This is a genomic window from Arthrobacter sp. ov118, assembly GCF_900116495.1.
Classification (GTDB): Bacteria; Actinomycetota; Actinomycetes; order Actinomycetales; family Micrococcaceae; genus Arthrobacter.
On the sequence record NZ_FPAY01000001.1, the window covers coordinates 357,808 to 378,459 of the forward strand.

At 62.7% G+C, this 20,652-nt stretch carries 19 protein-coding genes; 1 reads left to right on the forward strand and 18 read right to left on the reverse strand.

Annotated elements, in window-relative coordinates; genetic code table 11:
- Positions 1-278 precede the first annotated feature (278 nt).
- Genes rpsQ through rpsJ form a run of 11 tightly spaced genes read right to left on the reverse strand, consistent with a single transcriptional unit; the run spans position 279 to position 5,650 of the window.
- Positions 279-587 carry a 30S ribosomal protein S17 gene (gene rpsQ / locus BM372_RS01630; RefSeq protein WP_090950925.1) on the reverse strand — a complete coding sequence of 103 codons (309 nt, stop codon included), beginning with the start codon at positions 585-587 and terminating at the stop codon, positions 279-281.
- Positions 584-913, reverse strand: a complete 330-nt coding sequence (gene rpmC / locus BM372_RS21165) for a 50S ribosomal protein L29 (protein ID WP_090950927.1) — start codon at positions 911-913, stop codon at positions 584-586. The genes rpsQ and rpmC overlap by 4 nt, the downstream gene beginning before the upstream one ends.
- A 2-nt stretch (positions 914-915) precedes the next feature.
- Positions 916-1,332 carry a 50S ribosomal protein L16 gene (gene rplP, locus BM372_RS01640; RefSeq protein WP_090950930.1) on the reverse strand — a complete coding sequence of 139 codons (417 nt, stop codon included), beginning with the start codon at positions 1,330-1,332 and terminating at the stop codon, positions 916-918.
- The gene (gene rpsC / locus BM372_RS01645; protein WP_090950931.1) at positions 1,333-2,178 is read right to left on the reverse strand and encodes a 30S ribosomal protein S3; all 846 of its coding nucleotides are present in this window, start codon (positions 2,176-2,178) and stop codon (positions 1,333-1,335) included. It lies immediately after the preceding gene.
- Positions 2,179-2,544: a 50S ribosomal protein L22 gene (gene rplV, locus BM372_RS01650; RefSeq protein ID WP_003803798.1), complete on the reverse strand. Its 366-nt coding sequence runs from the start codon at positions 2,542-2,544 to the stop codon at positions 2,179-2,181.
- A gap of 38 nt (positions 2,545-2,582) precedes the next feature.
- Positions 2,583-2,864: a 30S ribosomal protein S19 gene (gene rpsS / locus BM372_RS01655; RefSeq protein ID WP_018773666.1), complete on the reverse strand. Its 282-nt coding sequence runs from the start codon at positions 2,862-2,864 to the stop codon at positions 2,583-2,585.
- Between the two features lie 12 nt (positions 2,865-2,876).
- Positions 2,877-3,716 (reverse strand): 50S ribosomal protein L2, encoded by an 840-nt coding sequence (gene rplB / locus BM372_RS01660; RefSeq protein WP_090950934.1) that lies wholly within the window; start codon positions 3,714-3,716, stop codon positions 2,877-2,879.
- Positions 3,717-3,746: 30 nt separating this feature from the next.
- Entirely contained in the window at positions 3,747-4,052 is a 306-nt protein-coding gene (gene rplW / locus BM372_RS01665) for a 50S ribosomal protein L23 (RefSeq protein ID WP_090950936.1), read from the reverse strand.
- A complete protein-coding gene (gene rplD, locus BM372_RS01670; RefSeq protein ID WP_090950938.1) occupies positions 4,049-4,669 on the reverse strand; it encodes a 50S ribosomal protein L4 in 621 nt (206 codons plus the stop codon). Before rplD ends, rplW begins: the two co-directional genes overlap by 4 nt.
- A gap of 4 nt (positions 4,670-4,673) precedes the next feature.
- Complete coding sequence (gene rplC / locus BM372_RS01675) at positions 4,674-5,324, reverse strand: 50S ribosomal protein L3 (RefSeq protein ID WP_003803812.1); 651 nt, start codon at positions 5,322-5,324, stop codon at positions 4,674-4,676.
- A 17-nt stretch (positions 5,325-5,341) separates the two neighbouring features.
- On the reverse strand, positions 5,342-5,650 hold the full coding sequence (gene rpsJ / locus BM372_RS01680) for a 30S ribosomal protein S10 (protein ID WP_003803825.1): 309 nt from the start codon (positions 5,648-5,650) through the stop codon (positions 5,342-5,344).
- A 396-nt stretch (positions 5,651-6,046) separates the two neighbouring features.
- On the opposite strand from rpsJ, the gene BM372_RS01685 reads away from it, so the two are divergent.
- Positions 6,047-7,480, forward strand: coding sequence for a GH1 family beta-glucosidase (locus tag BM372_RS01685; RefSeq protein ID WP_090950940.1), 1,434 nt, complete (start codon positions 6,047-6,049; stop codon positions 7,478-7,480).
- 60 nt (positions 7,481-7,540) lie between these two features.
- Here the strand turns inward: BM372_RS01685 and BM372_RS20935 are convergent, their stop codons facing one another.
- The 7 genes from BM372_RS20935 to rpoB all read right to left on the reverse strand — a co-directional run bounded on the left by BM372_RS20935 (position 7,541) and on the right by rpoB (position 20,242).
- Complete coding sequence (locus BM372_RS20935) at positions 7,541-7,666, reverse strand: hypothetical protein (RefSeq protein ID WP_256213983.1); 126 nt, start codon at positions 7,664-7,666, stop codon at positions 7,541-7,543.
- Positions 7,667-7,797: 131 nt separating this feature from the next.
- A complete protein-coding gene (gene tuf / locus BM372_RS01690; protein WP_090950943.1) occupies positions 7,798-8,988 on the reverse strand; it encodes an elongation factor Tu in 1,191 nt (396 codons plus the stop codon).
- A gap of 265 nt (positions 8,989-9,253) precedes the next feature.
- Complete coding sequence (gene fusA / locus BM372_RS01695; protein ID WP_090950946.1) at positions 9,254-11,368, reverse strand: elongation factor G; 2,115 nt, start codon at positions 11,366-11,368, stop codon at positions 9,254-9,256.
- A 69-nt stretch (positions 11,369-11,437) separates the two neighbouring features.
- On the reverse strand, positions 11,438-11,908 hold the full coding sequence (gene rpsG, locus BM372_RS01700; protein ID WP_026531948.1) for a 30S ribosomal protein S7: 471 nt from the start codon (positions 11,906-11,908) through the stop codon (positions 11,438-11,440).
- A gap of 1 nt (position 11,909) precedes the next feature.
- Entirely contained in the window at positions 11,910-12,284 is a 375-nt protein-coding gene (gene rpsL, locus BM372_RS01705) for a 30S ribosomal protein S12 (protein ID WP_018773658.1), read from the reverse strand.
- Between the two features lie 442 nt (positions 12,285-12,726).
- Complete coding sequence (locus BM372_RS01710) at positions 12,727-16,626, reverse strand: DNA-directed RNA polymerase subunit beta' (protein ID WP_090950949.1); 3,900 nt, start codon at positions 16,624-16,626, stop codon at positions 12,727-12,729.
- A 100-nt stretch (positions 16,627-16,726) separates the two neighbouring features.
- On the reverse strand, positions 16,727-20,242 hold the full coding sequence (gene rpoB, locus BM372_RS01715; RefSeq protein WP_090950955.1) for a DNA-directed RNA polymerase subunit beta: 3,516 nt from the start codon (positions 20,240-20,242) through the stop codon (positions 16,727-16,729).
- Positions 20,243-20,652 lie beyond the last annotated feature (410 nt).

The following is a 20,652-nucleotide window of genomic DNA, read 5'->3' on the forward strand; positions in this document are numbered from 1 at the left end:
CCATACAAACTCAAAATCTTAGCACGTTTTGGGCCTGAGCCAGAATCGGCCATTACCACAGTCCGGGTCCCCCATGGCAAACGGACGACGGCGTCACGCAGGACAGTCTTTCGGCCTGCCAGCCGCCCCACTTCCCCGGAAAGCCGGCGGGCCGCCGTCGTACGCCGCCCGAAAGCCTGCTCCCCGTGACGCCGCCAGCGCGGCGACAGCACCGCAAACGAGGAAACCCCCGCTCCCAAGGGGGTGCGGGGGTTTCCAGGGCAGCAGGGCTGCAGGTGTTACTTGGCCTTTTCGAGGATCTCGACCAGACGCCACCGCTTGGTAGCGGACAGCGGGCGGGTCTCGGCGAGGAGCACGAGGTCGCCGATGCCGGCGCTGTTCTCTTCGTCGTGAGCCTTGATCTTGGCGTTGCGGCGGATGACCTTGCCGTAGAGGGCGTGCTTCACGCGGTCTTCGACCTGGACAACGATGGTCTTTTCCATCTTGTCCGAGACGACGTAGCCGCGCTTCGTCTTACGGTAACCGCGCTCGTCAGCCTGGGCTGCGCCGGAAACAGTTTCCGTCACGTTCTCGTCCTTTTCACTCACTTGGCATCCTCCTCGGCTTCAACCGCTTCGGCCTTTTCGGCCTTCTTGGTTGCAGCCTTCTTGGACTTCTTTTCTTCCTTGGCTTCCACAACCGGTGCGGCAACCTCGGCACGAATGCCCAGCTCGCGCTCACGGAGAACGGTGTAGATGCGGGCGATGTCCTTCTTTACCGCGCGCAGACGACCGTGGTTCTCCAGCTGACCGGTGGCGGACTGGAAACGCAGGTTGAACAGCTCTTCCTTGGCCTTGCGGAGTTCTTCAACGAGACGCTCGTTGTCGAAACCGTCCAGCTGTGCGGATGCAAGTTCCTTGGATCCTACTGCCATTTCTACTCACCACCTTCGCGACGCACGATGCGTGCCTTCAACGGCAGCTTGTGGATTGCCAGGCGCAGGGCCTCGCGAGCTACCTCTTCATTGACACCGGAGAGTTCGAAGAGAACCCGGCCCGGCTTGACGTTGGAGACCCACCATTCCGGAGAACCCTTACCGGAACCCATGCGGGTTTCGGCAGGCTTCTTGGTCAGCGGACGGTCCGGGTAGATGTTGATCCAGACCTTACCGCCACGCTTGATGTGGCGGGTCATCGCGATACGGGCAGATTCGATCTGACGGTTCGTGACGTAGGCCGGGCTCAGCGCCTGGATGCCCCACTCACCGAAGGAGACCTGGGTGCCGCCCGTAGCAGCGCCGGAACGACCCGGGTGGTGCTGCTTACGGTGCTTGACTCGACGTGGGATAAGCATTTAAGCCTGTCCTCCTTCTGCTGCCTGTGCCGGTGCGGCGGAGGCTGCCTCAGCTGCCGGAGCTTCAGCGGCAGCGGGAGCTGCCTCAGCTGCGGGGCGGTCGGTACGACGACGGCGGTCGCCGCGGTCAGCGCCACCCGGGCGGCCCGGGCGGTCGCCGGCACGGCCGCGGGACGGAGCAGCAGCTGCCTGCTGAGCCAGTTCCTTGGCGGTGACGTCGCCCTTGTAGATCCAGACCTTCACGCCGATGCGGCCGAAGGTGGTCTTGGCCTCGTAGAAGCCGTAGTCGATGTTCGCACGCAGGGTGTGCAGGGGCACACGGCCTTCGCGGTAGAACTCCGAGCGGGACATTTCAGCGCCGCCCAGTCGACCCGAGCAAGCGATACGGATGCCCTTGGCACCGGCACGCTGTGCGGACTGCATGGCCTTCTTCATCGCACGGCGGAAAGCCACGCGGGAAGTCAGCTGCTCTGCAACACCCTGGGCAACAAGCTGGGCTTCCATCTCGGGGTTCTTGACCTCGAGGATGTTCAGCTGGACCTGCTTGCCGGTGAGCTTTTCGAGCTCGCCGCGGATGCGGTCTGCCTCGGCGCCGCGGCGGCCGATAACGATGCCCGGACGTGCCGTGTGGATATCCACGCGGACACGGTCGCGAGTGCGCTCGATCTCGACCTTGGCGATGCCGGCGCGCTCCATGCCCGTGGACATAAGCTGGCGGATGCGGATGTCTTCGCGAACGAAGTCCTTGTACCGCTGGCCGGACTTGGTGCTGTCAGCAAACCAGTGCGATACGTGATCGGTGGTGATGCCGAGTCGGAACCCGTGCGGGTTTACTTTCTGTCCCACTTAGCGAGCCTCCTCTTTCTCCGGGGTAGCGACTACCACGGTGATGTGGCTCGTGCGCTTCTTGATCTGAAATGCACGACCCTGGGCGCGCGGCTGGAACCGCTTCATGGTCGGGCCTTCATCAACAAACGCTTCGCTGATGATGAGGTCACCTTCGTCAAACGCCACGCCGTCGCGGTCCGCGAGGACCCGGGCGTTGGAGATTGCCGACTGAACTACCTTGAATACCGGCTCCGAAGCTGCCTGGGGGGCAAACTTCAGAATTGCCAGAGCCTCATTCGCTTGCTTACCACGAACAAGGTTGACGACGCGCCGGGCCTTCATAGGCGTTACGCGGATGTGACGCGCAATTGCCTTGGCTTCCATTGCTTTCCTTCTCTCGTCTTTGACGTAAGTGCAGGCGCCTAGCGGCGCTTGCCCTTACGGTCGTCCTTGACATGGCCGCGGAATGTCCGCGTAGGAGCGAATTCGCCGAGCTTGTGCCCGACCATCGACTCAGTGACAAACACGGGGATGTGCTTGCGTCCGTCGTGGACGGCGATCGTGTGGCCGAGCATGTCGGGGACGATCATCGAACGGCGGGACCAGGTCTTGATGACGTTCTTGGTGCCCTTTTCGTTTTCCCTGGCTACCTTCACAAAGAGGTGCTGGTCAACGAAAGGACCTTTTTTCAGGCTGCGTGGCATGTGTCCAGGCTCCTATCGCTTGTTCTTGCCAGTACGACGGCGACGCACAATAAGGTTGTCGCTCTCTTTGTTGGGGCGGCGGGTACGGCCTTCAGGCTTACCGTTGGGGTTGACCGGGTGACGACCACCGGAGGTCTTACCTTCACCACCACCGTGCGGGTGGTCAACCGGGTTCATGGCGACACCACGGACGGTCGGGCGGACGCCCTTCCACCGCATACGGCCGGCCTTGCCCCAGTTGATGTTCGACTGCTCAGCGTTGCCGACCTCGCCGACGGTTGCCCGGCAGCGCACGTCAACGTTGCGAATTTCGCCGGAGGGCAGACGCAGCTGGGCGAAACGGCCTTCCTTGGCGACGAGCTGAACGGAAGCGCCAGCGGAACGGGCCATCTTGGCGCCGCCACCCGGACGCAGTTCAACTGCGTGGATAACGGTACCGACGGGGATGTTGCGCAGCGGCAGGTTGTTGCCGGGCTTGATGTCAGCGTCGGCGCCGGCCTCTACGAAGTCGCCCTGGGACAGCTTGTTCGGGGCGATGATGTAACGCTTGGTGCCATCAACGTAGTGCAGCAGTGCGATGCGAGCCGTACGGTTCGGGTCGTACTCGATTTCGGCAACGCGGGCGTTGACGCCGTCCTTGTCGTGGCGACGGAAGTCGATCAGACGGTACTGGCGCTTGTGGCCACCACCCTTGTGACGGGTCGTGATCTTACCGGTGTTGTTACGGCCACCCTTTTTCGGGAGGGGACGTACCAACGACTTTTCCGGCGTCGACCGCGTGATTTCAGTGAAGTCCGCTACGCTCGAGCCACGACGGCCCGGGGTAGTCGGCTTGTATTTACGGATTCCCATAATTTATTTCCTCGTTAAAGTGGTCTCCGCTTAGGAAAGCGGACCGCCGAAGATGTCGATAGTGCCTTCTTTGAGGCTCACAATGGCACGCTTGGTGCTCTTGCGGGTACCCCAGCCGAATTTGGTGCGCTTGCGCTTACCGGCACGGTTGATGGTGTTGATCGATTCGACCTTGACGGAGAAGATTTTCTCCACGGCCAGCTTGATCTCGGTCTTGTTCGAGCGGGGGTCCACCAGGAAGGTGTACTTGCCCTCGTCGATCAGGCCGTAGCTCTTTTCCGAAACGACGGGTGCAAGCACGACGTCGCGCGGGTCTTTGATGGTGGCTGCACTCACTTGGCATCCTCCTCGTTCTTTGCAACCTTGTCAGCAACGAATGCTTCGTAGGCAGCCTTGGTGAAGACTACGTCGTCGGAAACGAGAACGTCGTAGGTGTTCAGCTGGTCTGCGTACAGAACGTGAACTTCCTCGAGGTTGCGCACGGACAGTGCAGCAACATCGTTGGCGCGCTCAATGACAACGAGCAGGTTCTTGCGCTCGGAAACTCCGCGCAGGGTTGCCAGTGCTTCCTTGGAGGACGGCTTGGAGCCGGCAACCAGTTCAGCAACGACGTGGACGCGGCCGTTGCGGGCGCGGTCCGAGAGTGCGCCGCGCAGTGCAGCAGCAATCATCTTCTTGGGGGTGCGCTGGCTGTAGTCACGCGGCGTGGGGCCGTGGACAACGCCACCACCGGTCATGTGAGGAGCACGGATGGAACCCTGACGGGCGCGGCCGGTGCCCTTCTGCTTGAACGGCTTGCGGCCTGCACCGGAAACCTCGGCGCGGGTCTTGGTCTTGTGGGTACCCTGGCGAGCAGCAGCGAGCTGGGCAACGACAACCTGGTGCAGCAGCGGCACGTTGGTCTGTACGTCGAAGATCTCTGCAGGCAGGTCAACCTTGACAGTGCTAGTCATTGAACTAGGCTCCCTTCACGGCGGTGCGTACGAGTACGACCTGGCCGCGGGCACCGGGAACGGCGCCCTTGATCAGGAGCAGCGACTTCTCGACGTCAACCGCGTGGACCGTGAGGTTCAGCGTGGTGTGACGAACGGCGCCCATGCGGCCGGCCATTTTCATGCCCTTGAAGACGCGGCTCGGGGTGGATGCTCCACCGATAGAACCGGGCTTACGGTGGTTCTTGTGGGCACCGTGGGAAGCTCCAACGCCGTGGAAGCCGTGACGCTTCATAACACCGGCGAAGCCCTTACCCTTGGTGGTGCCAACGACGTCGATCTTCTGGCCGGCTTCGAAGAGCTCTACGGAGAGCTCCTGGCCCAGCTCGTAAGAGTCAGCATCTGCAGTGCGCAGTTCTACGACGTGGCGGCGAGGCGTGACGCCTGCCTTTTCAAAGTGACCAGCCAGCGGCTTGGTGACCTTGCGGGGATCGATCTGGCCGTAGCCGATCTGAACGGCGACATAGCCATCAGTTTCTGCATTGCGCAGCTGCGTGATGACGTTTGAGTCAGCCTGGACCACAGTGACGGGGATGAGCTTGTTGTTCTCGTCCCAGACCTGGGTCATGCCGAGCTTCGTGCCCAGCAGGCCCTTTACGTTACGGGTTGCGGTCATAGTCTCTCAGCACCTCCCTACAGCTTGATTTCGATGTTCACGTCGGCCGGCAGGTCGAGACGCATGAGCGAGTCAACAGCCTTGGGCGTGGGGTCGATGATGTCGATCAGACGCTTGTGCGTGCGCATTTCGAAGTGCTCGCGGCTGTCCTTGTACTTGTGCGGAGAGCGGATAACGCAGTACACGTTCTTCTCCGTCGGCAGCGGCACGGGGCCAACTACCGTTGCGCCTGCGCGCGTGACCGTCTCAACGATCTTCCGTGCTGAAACGTCAATGACCTCGTGGTCGTATGACTTCAGCCGGATGCGGATTTTTTGTCCCGCCATGTCGCCTGACTCTCTTTCAGTCTGTGCTTCCCCTGTTTGGGGCTGCCCTGTTTACTTACGCGTTGTATGGCTGCCGAAGCATTTGAAGTCGTAACTACCACCCGCCGCACAAGCTGAATCCGGGAAATCCCGGGTTCCTCAACCTGCCGACGTAACCGACCCCCGCGGTCGGGCGTGTCGCACAATTTCGCACGTGCGCGCCCGCAATTCCGGAGGGAGTGGGTTATGTTTGGTCTCTCACCTGGACCCTGGCACCCGGCATTATCCGGATCGGGACGCGAAAGAGCGCTTGAACAACTCATCTAGTATGCCGGAATTTACGGGCAGAAGCGAATCAGCCCTTGAAGCGGCCGGTTTGGCATTGTCCTGCGCCGCCCGCGAATGGATGATAGGGCCATGACTGTGCAGGATGCTGTAGCAGTTCAGGCCCTCGCCGCACGCCTGAGCCCCGGATTCACCCTGGGAGTTGCCTCCGCGGCCTTCCAGATCGAGGGTAGCCTCGCGGCCGGCGGCCGCGGGCCGTCCGGGTGGGACGCGTTTGCGGAGAAGCCGGGGAACATCCTGCACGGGCACTCCCCCGCCGTCGCCTGCGACCACTACAACCGCGCGGCCGAAGACGTCGGGCTCATGCGCGAGCTCGGGATTGACTCCTACCGGTTCTCGATCTCCTGGCCCCGGATCCAGCCGGAGGGCACCGGCCGCTTCAATGCGGCGGGCCTGGACTTCTACGACCGCCTGATCGACCGGCTGCTGGCCGCCGGCATCTCCCCCATGGCCACCTTGTACCACTGGGACACCCCGCTCCCCCTTGAGCACCGGGGCGGCTGGATGAGCCGCTCGACGGCGGAACGGTTCGCCGAGTACTGCGCAACCGCCGCCAGGCGGTTCGGCGACCGCGTGGCGCAGTGGGTGACGCTGAACGAACCCGCTTCAGTCACCCTCAACGGCTACGCCCTGGGGGTCCATGCACCCGGGCGCGGGCTGCTCTTCGACGCCCTGCCCTCGGTGCACCATCAGCTCCTGGGCCACGGCCTGGCCGTGCAGGCCCTGCGGGCGGCAGGCGTCCGCGGCGCCGTCGGCGTCACGAACCTCCATGCCCCCGTCCGGCCGGCATCAGGGTCGCTGGCCGATCGGCTGCTAGCCGGGATGTTCGATCTCGTCCTGAACCGCCTCTATGCGGACCCGATCCTCTTGGGCCGTTTTCCCCGGCCCCCGCTGATCGCCAGGCCGTGGTTCCGTTCCCTGGGCCGCATCACCGATGCGGACCTGGCCACCATTCACCAACCGCTGGATTTCTACGGCCTGAACTACTACTACCCCGTCAAGGTGGCCGCCGGGCGCCGCGTCGACAGTCCCACCGGTAAAACGGAGGCGATGCTAAAAGTGCCGTTCCATTTCGCCGCGTTCCCGGAATACGAGCTCACGGGGTTCGGCTGGCCGGTCGCTCCGGACCACCTGGGAATCCTGCTCCGCGAACTGAAGGACCGCTACGGCGAGTCGCTGCCGCCGCTGTACATCACCGAGAGCGGGGCGAGCTTCCCCGAACCGGACCACGTCACCGGCCCCATCCCCGATGCCGGGCGGATCAGCTACCTCGCCGCCCACCTCGGCCAGGCAGTGGAGGCCACCTCCCCCGGGGGCATAGCGCACGACGTCGATCTGCTCGGCTACTACGTCTGGACCCTGATGGACAACTTTGAATGGGCAGCCGGGTACTCCCAGCGCTTCGGCCTGGTCCACGTGGACTTCACGACGCTGCAGCGCACCCCGAAGGATTCGTACTACTGGTACCAGGCGCTGGCGAGGGCACGGAAGCGGCGGCGGACGTGATGTGCCCGGCCGCTTCCGGCTGGAAACCGCAGAAGGTTACTGGTCGCGAGCCGCGGGCAGCTACTGGTCGCGGTTCAGCCGATTGATGCGCTTGGCGCGCTCGATCTCCTGGCGGAAGTTTTTCTTCACCCAAAAGAAAACGACCACTGCGGCGACGACGAGCAGCAGAAAAATGAACCAGCCCATGGTGAGCTCCTTTCCCCTCTCTGCAAAGGTAGCAGGAACTTAAACGAAAGGGCCCCGCTGCAGGTGCAGCGGGGCCCTTCCTTAGTTTTCCGTGGCCGTCAAGCAGCCAGGATAACCGTGATCAGCAAGTACTACTTGATGATGTTGGTGACGCGTCCCGAACCAACAGTGCGGCCGCCTTCGCGGATAGCGAAGCCGAGGCCCTCTTCCATTGCGATCGGCTGGATGAGCGCAACGGTCATCTCAGTGTTGTCGCCCGGCATAACCATTTCCGTGCCTTCCGGCAGGGTGATAACGCCGGTAACGTCCGTGGTGCGGAAGTAGAACTGCGGGCGGTAGTTGGAGTAGAACGGGTTGTGACGTCCGCCTTCGTCCTTGGAGAGGATGTAGACGTTAGCCTCGAAGTCGGTGTGCGGGGTGATGGAACCCGGCTTGACGACAACCTGGCCACGCTCGACATCGTCGCGCTTCAGACCGCGGAGCAGGAGGCCACAGTTCTCGCCGGCCCATGCTTCGTCGAGCTGCTTGTGGAACATCTCGATACCGGTAACCGTGGTCTTCTGGACCGGGCGGATGCCGACGATCTCGACCTCGGAGTTGATGGCGAGGGTTCCACGCTCGGCGCGGCCCGTAACAACGGTGCCACGGCCGGTGATCGTGAAGACGTCTTCGATCGGCATCAGGAACGGCTTGTCGCGGTCACGTACGGGGTCCGGAACGGACTCGTCCACAGCTGCCATCAGGTCCTCAACGGACTTGACCCAAACCGGGTCGCCTTCCAGAGCCTTCAGGCCCGAAACGCGGACAACCGGAGCTTCGTCGCCGTCGAAGCCCTGCGAGCTGAGCAGCTCACGAACTTCCATTTCGACGAGGTCGAGGAGTTCCTCGTCGTCGACCATGTCAGCCTTGTTCAGCGCGACCAGCAGGTAGGGAACACCAACCTGGCGGGCGAGCAGAACGTGCTCACGGGTCTGGGCCATCGGGCCGTCAGTGGCGGCAACCACGAGGATTGCACCGTCCATCTGGGCTGCGCCGGTGATCATGTTCTTGATGTAGTCAGCGTGACCCGGAGCGTCTACGTGTGCGTAGTGGCGCTTCTCGGTCTGGTACTCAACGTGGGAGATGTTGATGGTAATGCCGCGCTGACGCTCTTCGGGAGCAGAGTCGATCGACGCGAAGTCACGCTTCTCGTTGAGAGTCGGGTACTTGTCGTACAGCACCTTGGAAATGGCGGCCGTCAGCGTCGTCTTACCGTGGTCAACGTGACCAATGGTACCGATGTTAACGTGCGGCTTAGTCCGCTCGAACTTTGCCTTTGCCACAGGTTCCTCCTAGAACGTTTTCAAATGACTTACCCTTCGACCGCGCTTGTCGCGGCAGAAACTCCAGTAAGTCTACTTGGGGGGCTTTGGATTGGTGAAATTGCAGATTCAGGTACTAATGCTAGTGCCTAGAGCCTGTTCGTGCAGGCGGCCGAACTCCGGCCTTGCCGGACTACAGCTGACCGGAGTCCGGCCACTTGCACCAGATGAGTCTCCGCTGGCGGAAACGCATCCAAGTTTTTGCTGCTGCGATGTGCCCTAGGGACTACTCGCCGCGGCTCTTCTGGATGATCTCGTCGGCAACTGCCTTCGGGACCTCGGCGTAGCTGTTGAACGTCATGGAGTACACAGCGCGGCCCTGGGTCTTCGAGCGCAGGTCACCGATGTAGCCGAACATGCCGGACAGCGGAACGTGCGCACGAATAACCTTGACGCCCTGGGCATCCTCCATGGACTGCATCTGGCCACGGCGGGAGTTGAGGTCACCGATAACTTCACCCATGTATTCCTCAGGGGTGCGGACCTCGACATCCATCAGCGGTTCGAGCAGGACAGGGTTCGCCTTGCGTGCGGCTTCCTTGAAAGCCATACGGCCGGCGATCTTGAACGCCATTTCCGAAGAGTCCACATCGTGGTAGGCGCCGTCAATCAGCGTCGCCTTGATGCCGACAACCGGGTAACCGGCCAGGACGCCGTCGTTCAGCGCATCCTGGATACCGGCGTCAACGGACGGGATGTACTCGCGCGGAACGCGGCCACCGGTGACCTTGTTCTCGAACTCGTACAGCTCGCCTTCGGCGGTGTCCAGCGGCTCGATCGCGATCTGGATCTTTGCGAACTGCCCCGATCCACCGGTCTGCTTCTTGTGCGTGTAGTCGTGACGCTCTACAGTCCGCTTGATGGTTTCGCGGTAAGCAACCTGCGGCTTGCCAACGTTAGCCTCGACCTTGAATTCGCGGCGCATGCGGTCCACCAGGATGTCCAGGTGGAGCTCGCCCATGCCGGCGATGATGGTCTGGCCGGTGTCTTCGTTGAGGGAGACCTGGAAGGTCGGGTCCTCAGCGGAGAGCTTCTGGATGGCCGTGGAGAGCTTCTCCTGGTCACCCTTGGTGTTCGGCTCGATGGCAACAGAGATCACGGGCTCCGGGAAGCTCATGGACTCCAGCACGATCTGGTTGCTGGAATCGCACAGGGTGTCACCGGTGGTGGTGTCCTTGAGGCCGATCGCTGCGTAAATGTGCCCCGCGGTAGCGCCCTCGACGGGCATTTCCTTGTTGGCGTGCATCTGGAACAGCTTGCCGATGCGCTCCTTCTTGCCCTTGGTGGAGTTGACCACCTGCGCGCCTGCTTCCACGTGACCGGAGTACACGCGGATGAAGGTGAGCTGGCCGAAGAAGGGGTGTGCAGCGATCTTGAAGGCCAGTGCGGAGAACGGCTCTTCGGAAGAAGGCTTGCGGGTCAGTTCCTTCTCTTCGTCGCGCGGATCGTGACCGATCATCGGCGGGACGTCGAGCGGGTTCGGCAGGTAGTCAACCACTGCGTCGAGCATCGGCTGGACACCGCGGTTCTTGAATGCGGAACCACAGAAGACCGGGTAGAGCTCGGAGTTGATCGTCATCTTGCGGATGCCGGCCTTGAGCTCATCGATGGTGATCTCTTCGCCCTCGAGGTACTTCTCCATGAGTTCCTCGGAGGACTCGGCAACAGTCTCGACGAGAGTTGCGCGGTACTCTTCGGCCTTCGCCTGGAGGTCAGCCGGGATCTCGCGGATCTCGTACTTGGCACCCATGGTGACGTCACCCTTGGCGTCGCCGGGCCAGACCAGCGAACGCATGTAGAGGAGGTCGACGACGCCGATGAAGTCGTTCTCGGCGCCGATCGGCAGCTGCATGACGAGCGGCTTGGCACCGAGACGGCCGACGATGGTGTCGACGGTGAAGTAGAAGTCAGCGCCGAGCTTGTCCATCTTGTTGACGAAGCAGATGCGCGGAACGTTGTACTTATCGGCCTGGCGCCAGACAGTCTCGGACTGCGGCTCCACACCTTCCTTGCCATCGAACACGGCGACTGCGCCGTCGAGGACGCGCAGGGAGCGCTCAACCTCGACCGTGAAGTCAACGTGGCCGGGGGTGTCGATGATGTTGATCTGGTTGTTTTCCCAGAAGCAGGTCACGGCGGCAGACGTGATGGTGATGCCGCGTTCCTTTTCCTGTTCCATCCAGTCAGTCGTCGAAGCGCCGTCGTGCGTTTCGCCGATCTTGTGGTTCACACCCGTGTAGAACAGGATGCGCTCGGTAGTGGTGGTCTTGCCGGCATCGATGTGGGCCATGATGCCGATGTTGCGGACCTTGCTAAGGTCGGTAAGCACGTCCTGTGCCACGGTGTCTCCCTTTCGGATGGACTGCACGTTCGCCGCCGGCTCGGTTGAGCCGGCGGCGTCCGGGAAGTATTACCAGCGGTAGTGTGCGAAGGCCTTGTTGGACTCGGCCATCTTGTGGGTGTCTTCGCGACGCTTCACAGCGGCACCGAGACCGTTGGAGGCATCCAGAATCTCGTTCTGGAGGCGCTCGGTCATCGTCTTTTCGCGGCGGGCCTTGGAGTAGCCGACCAGCCAGCGCAGGGCGAGGGCAGTGGAGCGGCCGGGCTTGACCTCAACCGGAACCTGGTAGGTGGCGCCACCAACGCGGCGGGAGCGAACCTCAAGCGAGGGCTTGACGTTGTCCATGGCCTTCTTGAGGGCTGCAACGGGGTCGCCGCCGGACTTGGCGCGAGCACCTTCGAGGGCACCGTAGACGATGCGCTCTGCGGTGGACTTCTTGCCGTCAACCAGCACCTTGTTGATGAGCTGCGTGACCAGCGGGGAGCCGTAAACGGGATCTAGAACGAGCGGCCGCTTGGGGGCCGGACCCTTGCGAGGCATATTACTTCTTCTCCATCTTTGCGCCGTAGCGGCTGCGGGCCTGCTTACGGTTCTTGACACCCTGGGTATCGAGGGCGCCACGGACGATCTTGTAGCGGACACCCGGAAGGTCCTTCACGCGGCCGCCGCGGACGAGCACAATGGAGTGCTCCTGCAGGTTGTGGCCTACACCGGGGATGTAAGCGGTGACTTCAATGCCACCGTTGAGGCGCACACGTGCAACCTTACGCAGAGCCGAGTTCGGCTTCTTCGGGGTGGTCGTGTAAACGCGGGTGCAAACACCGCGGCGCATCGGGCTGCCGTTAAGCGCGGGGGCCTTGGTCTTTTTGACCTTCGGCGTGCGGCCCTTGCGGACCAGCTGGTTAATCGTAGGCACTCTCGTGTTCTCCGTTTTATCCGGAGCGGCCGTTGGCGGCCGCTCTCTTGTCGCTGCGCCTCGCCGCCCGAGCTTTGAAGTTCTCTCCAGAGCAGCTGAGGCGAAGCCTTAATAGTCGGACCGCACGCCGGGACTCCAGGACTTTCGACCCGAACTGTCCCTAGGCATGCGAAAATGTGGCATACGTTGCACAAGAACCCTGCAAACCGGAAACGTCGTCCTGGCCCAGCCCTGCAGCTACAAGCTGTCTGACTGAAACCGGCGCACTCATCCACTGCCACAATAACAATTAGTCTCCAGTCTACCACGGGCCGCTCCCAGCCCTTAATCGGCGGGGTTTCCGGTTGCTACGGCCCGGCCCTTAAACACCAACGCGGGGTCACTTCGGGCCCAATCCATGGTGCGGATTGGGCCGTAGGTGACCCCGCGTTGCTGTTAGCCGTTAGCGGAAGTCGCTGCCGAGATCGTAGTCATCCAGCGGGATGGCGTGGAACTCGGGAGCCCCGTCGCCACCCAGGGTGTCGTAGGAGAAGTCACTGAATGCGCTGGGGCCAGTAAAGAGGTTGGCCTTTGCTTCTTCAGTGGGCTCCACGGTGACCTCGGTGTAGCGCGGCAGACCGGTGCCGGCCGGGATGAGCTTACCGATGATGACGTTTTCCTTGAGGCCGAGCAGCGGGTCGCTCTTTCCTTCCATGGCCGCCTGCGTCAGGACGCGGGTGGTCTCCTGGAAGGAAGCTGCGGACAGCCAGGACTCGGTCGCCAGGGACGCCTTGGTGATACCCATGAGCTCGGGACGGCCTGAGGCCGGCGCCTTGCCCTCGGACACAACGCGGCGGTTGGCATCTTCGAAGCGGCTGCGTTCGGCAAGCTCGCCGGGCAGCAGATCCGAATCACCGGACTCGATGACCGTGACGCGGCGCAGCATCTGGCGGACGATAACCTCGACGTGCTTGTCGTGGATACCAATGCCCTGGCTGCGGTACACGCCCTGGACCTCGTCCACCAGGAACTTCTGCGCGGCACGGGGACCCATGATGCGCAGCACCTGCTTGGGATCGACCGGGCCGTTGATGAGCTTCTGGCCGACGCTGACGTGGTCGCCGTCTTCGATGAGCAGACGTGAACGGCGCAGCACCGGGTAGGCGATCTCTTCGGATCCGTCGTCCGGGGTGATCACCAGGCGCATCTGCCGCTCGGTCTCCTCGATGGCGATGCGGCCGGCTGCTTCAGCAATCGGTGCAACGCCCTTCGGAGTACGGGCTTCGAAGAGCTCCTGGATACGGGGCAGACCCTGGGTGATGTCGTCGCCGCCGCCGGCGGAAACTGCACCACCGGTGTGGAACGTACGCATGGTCAGCTGGGTACCGGGCTCACCGATGGACTGTGCGGCGATGATGCCCACTGCCTCACCTATGTCGACGGTCTTGCCCGTGGCCAGCGAACGGCCGTAGCACAGGGCGCAGGTGCCGACGCTGGACTCACAGGTCAGCACGGAGCGGACCTTGACCTCGGTGATGCCGGCTGCGAACAGCTCGGCAATGACGACGTCGCCGCAGTCAGTGCCGCCGGCTGCCAGGACCTTGCCCGTGGCGTCGACGACGTCCACGGCCAGGGTGCGGGCGTACGCGCTGTTCTCGACGTTTTCGTCCAGGACCAGCTCGCCGTTGGCGTCTGCGACGGCGATTGCGGTCATCAGGCCGCGCTCGGTGCCGCAGTCCTCTTCGCGGACAATGACGTCCTGCGAAACGTCCACCAGACGACGGGTCAGGTAACCCGAGTTGGCGGTACGCAGGGCGGTGTCGGCCAGACCCTTACGGGCACCGTGGGTGGCGATGAAGTATTCCAGCACCGACAGGCCCTCACGGTAGGAGGACTTGATCGGACGCGGGATGATTTCGCCCTTCGGGTTGGCCACCAGGCCACGGATACCCGCGATCTGACGGACTTGCATCCAGTTACCACGTGCACCGGAGGACACCATGCGGTTGATGGTGTTCATCGGCGAGAGGCTGTCGCGCATCGCTTGGGCGATTTCGTTGGTTGCCTTGTTCCAGATCTCGATCAGTTCCTGGCGACGCTCGTCGTCGTCGATCAGGCCCTTGTCGTACTGGCCCTGGATCTTGGCGGCCATGGTCTCGTAACCGGCGAGGAGCTCCGGCTTGGACTTGGGCACCTCGATGTCGGAGATGGCAACGGTGACCCCTGATCGGGTTGCCCAGTAGAAACCGGCATCCTTCAGGTTGTCCAGCGTTGCCGCGGTGACAACCTTCGGGTAGCGCTCGGCGAGATCGTTGACGATCCGGGACAGCTCGCCCTTGTCGGCAACATCCTCCACCCACGGGTAGTCCGCGGGCAGCGTCTGGTTGAAGATGACCTGGCCGAGCGAGGTTTCGACCAGTGCGGTCTGACCGGGCTCCCAGTCCTCCGGTGCTTCCCAGCCGGCGTAGGGCACGAAGCCCTCGAGGCGGATCTTCACCTTGGAGTTCAGGTGCAGCTCGTGCAGGTCGTAGGCCATGATGGCTTCCGCAACCGAGGAGAAGATCCGGCCTTCGCCAGCTGAACCGACACGCTTGGTGGTCAGGTGGTAGAGGCCGATGATCATATCCTGCGACGGCAGGGTCACCGGGCGGCCGTCGGACGGCTTCAGGATGTTGTTCGAGGACAGCATCAGGATGCGGGCCTCGGCCTGGGCCTCGGGGCTCAGCGGCAGGTGGACTGCCATCTGGTCGCCGTCGAAGTCGGCGTTGAAGGCGCCACAAACCAGCGGGTGAAGCTGGATTGCCTTGCCTTCGACGAGCTGCGGCTCGAACGCCTGGATGCCGAGACGGTGCAGGGTAGGTGCACGGTTCAGCAGCACGGGGTGCTCGGTGATGATCTCTTCGAGGACGTCCCAGACCTGCGGGCGGTAACGCTCGACCATGCGCTTGGCCGACTTGATGTTCTGTGCGTGGTTGAGGTCAACCAGGCGCTTCATCACGAACGGCTTGAAGAGCTCCAGGGCCATCTGCTTGGGCAGACCACATTGGTGCAGCTTCAGCTGCGGGCCGACAACGATGACCGAACGGCCGGAGTAGTCGACGCGCTTGCCGAGGAGGTTCTGGCGGAAACGACCCTGCTTGCCCTTGAGCATGTCGCTCAGGGACTTCAGCGGACGGTTGCCCGGTCCGGTGACCGGGCGGCCGCGGCGGCCGTTGTCGAAGAGGCTGTCAACAGCTTCCTGAAGCATGCGCTTCTCGTTGTTGACGATGATCTCCGGGGCACCGAGGTCAAGCAGGCGCTTGAGGCGGTTGTTGCGGTTGATCACGCGGCGGTAGAGGTCGTTGAGGTCGGAGGTCGCGAAGCGGCCACCGTCCAGCTGGACCATCGGGCGCAGTTCCGGCGGGATCACCGGGACGGCGTCCAGCACCATGCCGAGCGGGCTGTTGTTGGTGGTCAGGAAGGCGTTGACCACCTTGAGCCGCTTCAGGGCGCGGGTCTTGCGCTGGCCCTTGCCGTTGGCGATGATGTCGCGCAGCATGTCCGACTCGGCCTGCATGTCGAAGCTCTCAAGACGCTTCTTGATGGCTTCGGCACCCATGGAGCCCTCGAAGTACATGCCGTAGCGGTCGCGCAGTTCGCGGTACAGGCCTTCGTCACCTTCGAGGTCTGCGACCTTGAGGTTCTTAAAGCGGTCCCAGACCTGCTCGAGGCGCTCGATTTCGGCGTCGGCACGCTTGCGCACGTTCGCCATCTGGCGGTCGGCGGAGTCACGGGCCTTCTTCTTGTCGGCAGCCTTGGCGCCTTCGCCTTCGAGGCGGGCGAGCTCGTTCTCGAGGTCGCGGGCGATCGTGGCGATGTCGGAGTCGCGGTTGTCGATCAGCTGCTTCTTCTCGATGTCGTGCTCAACCTGGAGGTTGGGCAGTTCTTCGTGGCGGCTGTCGGCGTCGACGCTCGTGATCATGTAGGCGGCGAAGTAGATGACCTTCTCGAGGTCCTTCGGTGCCAGGTCCAGGAGGTAGCCCAGACGGGAGGGCACACCCTTGAAGTACCAGATGTGCGTGACCGGGGCGGCGAGCTCGATGTGGCCCATGCGCTCACGACGCACCTTGGCGCGGGTGACCTCAACGCCACACCGCTCACAGATGATGCCCTTGAAGCGCACGCGCTTGTACTTGCCGCAGTAGCATTCCCAGTCGCGGGACGGGCCGAAGATCTTCTCGCAGAAGAGTCCGTCCTTCTCGGGCTTGAGCGTGCGGTAGTTGATGGTTTCCGGCTTCTTAACCTCGCCGTACGACCAGCCGCGGATGTCTTCCGCGGTGGCGAGGCCGATCTGCATGAGGCCGAAGGAGGATTCGCTGGACATATGGTCCCTGTTCTCTCTTGTTCTCTAAATTCTGAAGTCTTGGTTACGGGAAGAGGGAGGATCCGACGGCGGACGGGGTGCCGCCCGCCGTCGGGCCCTGCTAAACCTCTTCTACGGAACTGGGCTCTGCACGAGACAGATCGATGCCCAGTTCTTCCGCAGCCGTGAAGACTGCGTCATCAGAGTCACGCATTTCAATTGTGGTTCCGTCCGTGGAAAGCACTTCCACGTTCAGGCACAGCGACTGCATTTCCTTGATCAAGACCTTGAAGGACTCAGGAACGCCCGGCTCCGGGATGTTCTCGCCCTTGACGATGGCTTCGTAGACCTTCACGCGACCGTGAATGTCATCCGACTTGATCGTGAGGAGTTCCTGGAGCGTGTAGGCGGCGCCGTAAGCTTCGAGCGCCCACACTTCCATTTCACCGAAGCGCTGGCCACCGAACTGTGCCTTACCACCCAGCGGCTGCTGCGTGATCATGGAGTACGGGCCGGTGGAGCGTGCGTGGATCTTGTCGTCCACCAGGTGGTGGAGCTTCAGGATGTACATGTAGCCGACCGAGATCGGATCCGGGAACGGCTCGCCGGAGCGGCCGTCGAACAGACGGGTCTTGCCCGAGGAGTTGATCAGGCGGTCGCCGTCGCGGGTGACGTTCGTGGAATCGAGCAGGCCCGTGATTTCCTCTTCACGCGCACCGTCGAAGACCGGCGTTGCGACAGTGGTCTGGCCACTCTCGCGCGGCAGGTTCGGCAGCTGCTTGACCCATTCGGGCTCGCCTTCGATCTTCCAGCCGGTCTTGGCAACCCAGCCGAGGTGCGTTTCCAGCACCTGGCCGACGTTCATACGGCCCGGAACACCCAGCGGGTTCAGGACGATATCAACGGGGGTGCCGTCGGCAAGGAAGGGCATGTCCTCGATGGGGAGGATCTTGGAGATAACACCCTTGTTGCCGTGACGGCCGGCGAGCTTGTCGCCGTCGGTGATCTTGCGCTTGGCAGCAACGTACACGCGCACCAGCTGGTTCACGCCCGGGGGCAGCTCGTCGTCGTTGTCGCGGTCGAAGACGCGGACACCGATCACGGTGCCGGACTCGCCGTGCGGAACCTTCAGGGAGGTGTCGCGCACTTCGCGGGACTTCTCACCAAAGATGGCGCGGAGCAGGCGCTCTTCCGGGGTCAGCTCGGTCTCGCCCTTGGGGGTGACCTTACCGACCAGGATGTCGCCGGCCTCAACCTCGGCACCAATGTGGATGATGCCGCGCTCGTCCAGGCCTGCCAGGACTTCCTCAGACACGTTGGGGATGTCACGGGTGATTTCCTCGGCACCAAGCTTGGTGTCGCGGGCATCGATCTCGTGCTCCTCGATGTGGATGGAGGACAGGACGTCCTCGGCCACGATGCGCTGGGACAGGATGATGGCATCCTCGAAGTTGTGGCCTTCCCATGACATGAATGCCACGAGCAGGTTCTTACCGAGGGCGAGCTCGCCCTGGTCCGTTGCCGGGCCGTCAGCGATGATGCCGCCGACTTCCAAGCGCTGGCCTTCGTTCACCAGGACACGGTGGTTGTAGCAGTTGCCCTGGTTGGAGCGGGCGAACTTGTTGATGCGGTAGTTGGTTTCCGTGCCGTCGTCGTTGAGCATAATGACCAGCTCAGCCGAGACCTCGGTGACCACACCGGCCTTCTTCGCGATGACAACGTCACCGGCGTCGACGGCGGCGGCGCGTTCCATGCCGGTACCGACGAACGGTGCCTCGGAACGGACCAGCGGCACGGCCTGGCGCTGCATGTTGGCACCCATGAGTGCACGGTTGGCATCGTCATGCTCGAGGAACGGGATCAGGGCGGTAGCCACGGACACCATCTGGCGCGGGGAGACGTCCATGAACTCGACGTCGGCGGCGGGAACCAGCACGGGCTCGCCTCCACCACCGCGGGCACGGACCAGGACGGTCTCTTCGGCGAAACGCTTGTTCTCGTCGAGGGGGGCGTTGGCCTGGGCGATCAGGACCTCGGCCTCGTCGTCGGCCGTGAGGTACTTGACCTCATCGGAAACGACGCCTTCGGCGACCGTACGGTACGGGGTCTCGATGAAGCCGAACGGGTTGATGCGTCCGTAGGAAGCCAGCGAACCGATCAGACCAATGTTCGGGCCTTCAGGAGTTTCGATGGGGCACATGCGTCCGTAGTGGGACGGGTGCACGTCACGGACTTCCATGCCTGCACGGTCACGGGACAGACCGCCCGGGCCCAGCGCGGACAAGCGGCGCTTGTGAGTCAGGCCGGAGAGCGGGTTGTTCTGGTCCATGAACTGGGACAGCTGGGAAGTTCCGAAGAACTCCTTGATGGCTGCCACCACGGGACGGATGTTGATCAGGGTCTGCGGCGTGATGGCCTCGACGTCCTGGGTCGTCATGCGTTCGCGGACAACGCGCTCCATGCGGGACAGGCCGGTGCGGACCTGGTTCTCGATGAGCTCGCCGACAGCGCGGATGCGGCGGTTGCCGAAGTGGTCGATGTCATCGATCTCGACGCGCAGCTCGTGGTCCTGGCCGTCGCGCTTGCCCATGAGGGTCTTCTCGCCGGCGTGCAGCGCAACCAGGAACTTGATCATGGCCACGATGTCTTCAACATGCAGGACCGAAGCTTCCTTGTCGCCAAGGGAGCGGTCGATGCCGAGCTTGCGGTTGATCTTGTAACGGCCGACCTTGGCCAGATCGTAGCGCTTGGAGTTGAAGTACAGGTTGTCCAGCAGGGACTGGGCAGCCTCAACCGTGGGCGGCTCGCCCGGGCGCAGCTTCCGGTAGATGTCCAGCAACGCGTCTTCGCGGGTTTCGGTGGCGTCCTTCTCCAGCGTGGCACGCATGGAGTCGTACTGGCCGAATTCCTCGAGGATCTGGCCTTCGGTCCAGCCGAGGGCCTTCAGCAGTACGGTAACGGACTGCTTGCGCTTGCGGTCAAGACGGACGCCGACCTGGTCGCGCTTATCGATTTCAAGTTCGAACCAGGCGCCGCGGGAGGGGATGATCTTCGCGGTGAAGATGTCCTTGTCACTGGTCTTGTCCGCGGTGCGCTCGAAGTAGGCGCCCGGGGAGCGGACCAGCTGGGAGACAACGACACGCTCGGTACCGTTGACGACGAAGGTGCCCTTCTCGGTCATCAGCGGGAAGTCACCCATGAACACGGTCTGCTGCTTGATTTCGCCCGTGTTGTTGTTCATGAATTCGGCCTTGACGTACAGCGGAGCCGAGTACGTTGCGTCCCGGTCCTTGCACTCGGCCATGGTGTACTTGGGGTCAGCGAACTCCGGCTCGGAGAAGCTCAGGGACATGGTGCCCTGGAAGTCTTCGATCGGGGAGATCTCTTCGAAGATGTCAGACAGACCCGAGGTGGTGGCGACGCTGAGGTCGCCTTCTTCGACGGCCTTCGCCACGCGCGCCTGCCAGCGTTCGTTTCCGACCAGCCAGTCAAAGCTGTCAGTTTGCAGGGCGAGCAGATTCGGAACATCAAGGGGTTCGTGAATCTTTGCGAATGAGAGCCGGCGGGTTGCACCGTCGGTGCTGTCGGCATTGATAGCGGTAGCGTTGTTTACATTAGAGGTGCTCGAGGCGACCAAGAGGGATCCTTCCACAGACCTTCAGGCGTTGTCAGATCTCCCCCGTTATGTACGCTGCGGAATGACTCCGCAGTGCTACCAGTCCGGTTCCGCTATATGACCCGGGACCCGCACCGCCCATGCTGGTGCACGTTATAGACGGCACATTGATGGAACAGCTGTCAGGCTAAGCCCACCGCTATATGAAGGCTGAAGGTAAACAGGGAAGACGCAAATATCTACGATACGGCAAAGCAACCTACTTGTCTACCCCACTTCCGGCGGGATTGCAAGCACAAAGTTTTGGCCGGCGGTCCCCAGGCTCGACGGCGGGACCGCCGGCCGGATCGGGCGGCCGGGTTGCCGGAGGTGCTGCCGTAGTGCTGGACGAGCGCCGTGGCAACGCCGGGCGCCCCCGGCCACCATCGAAT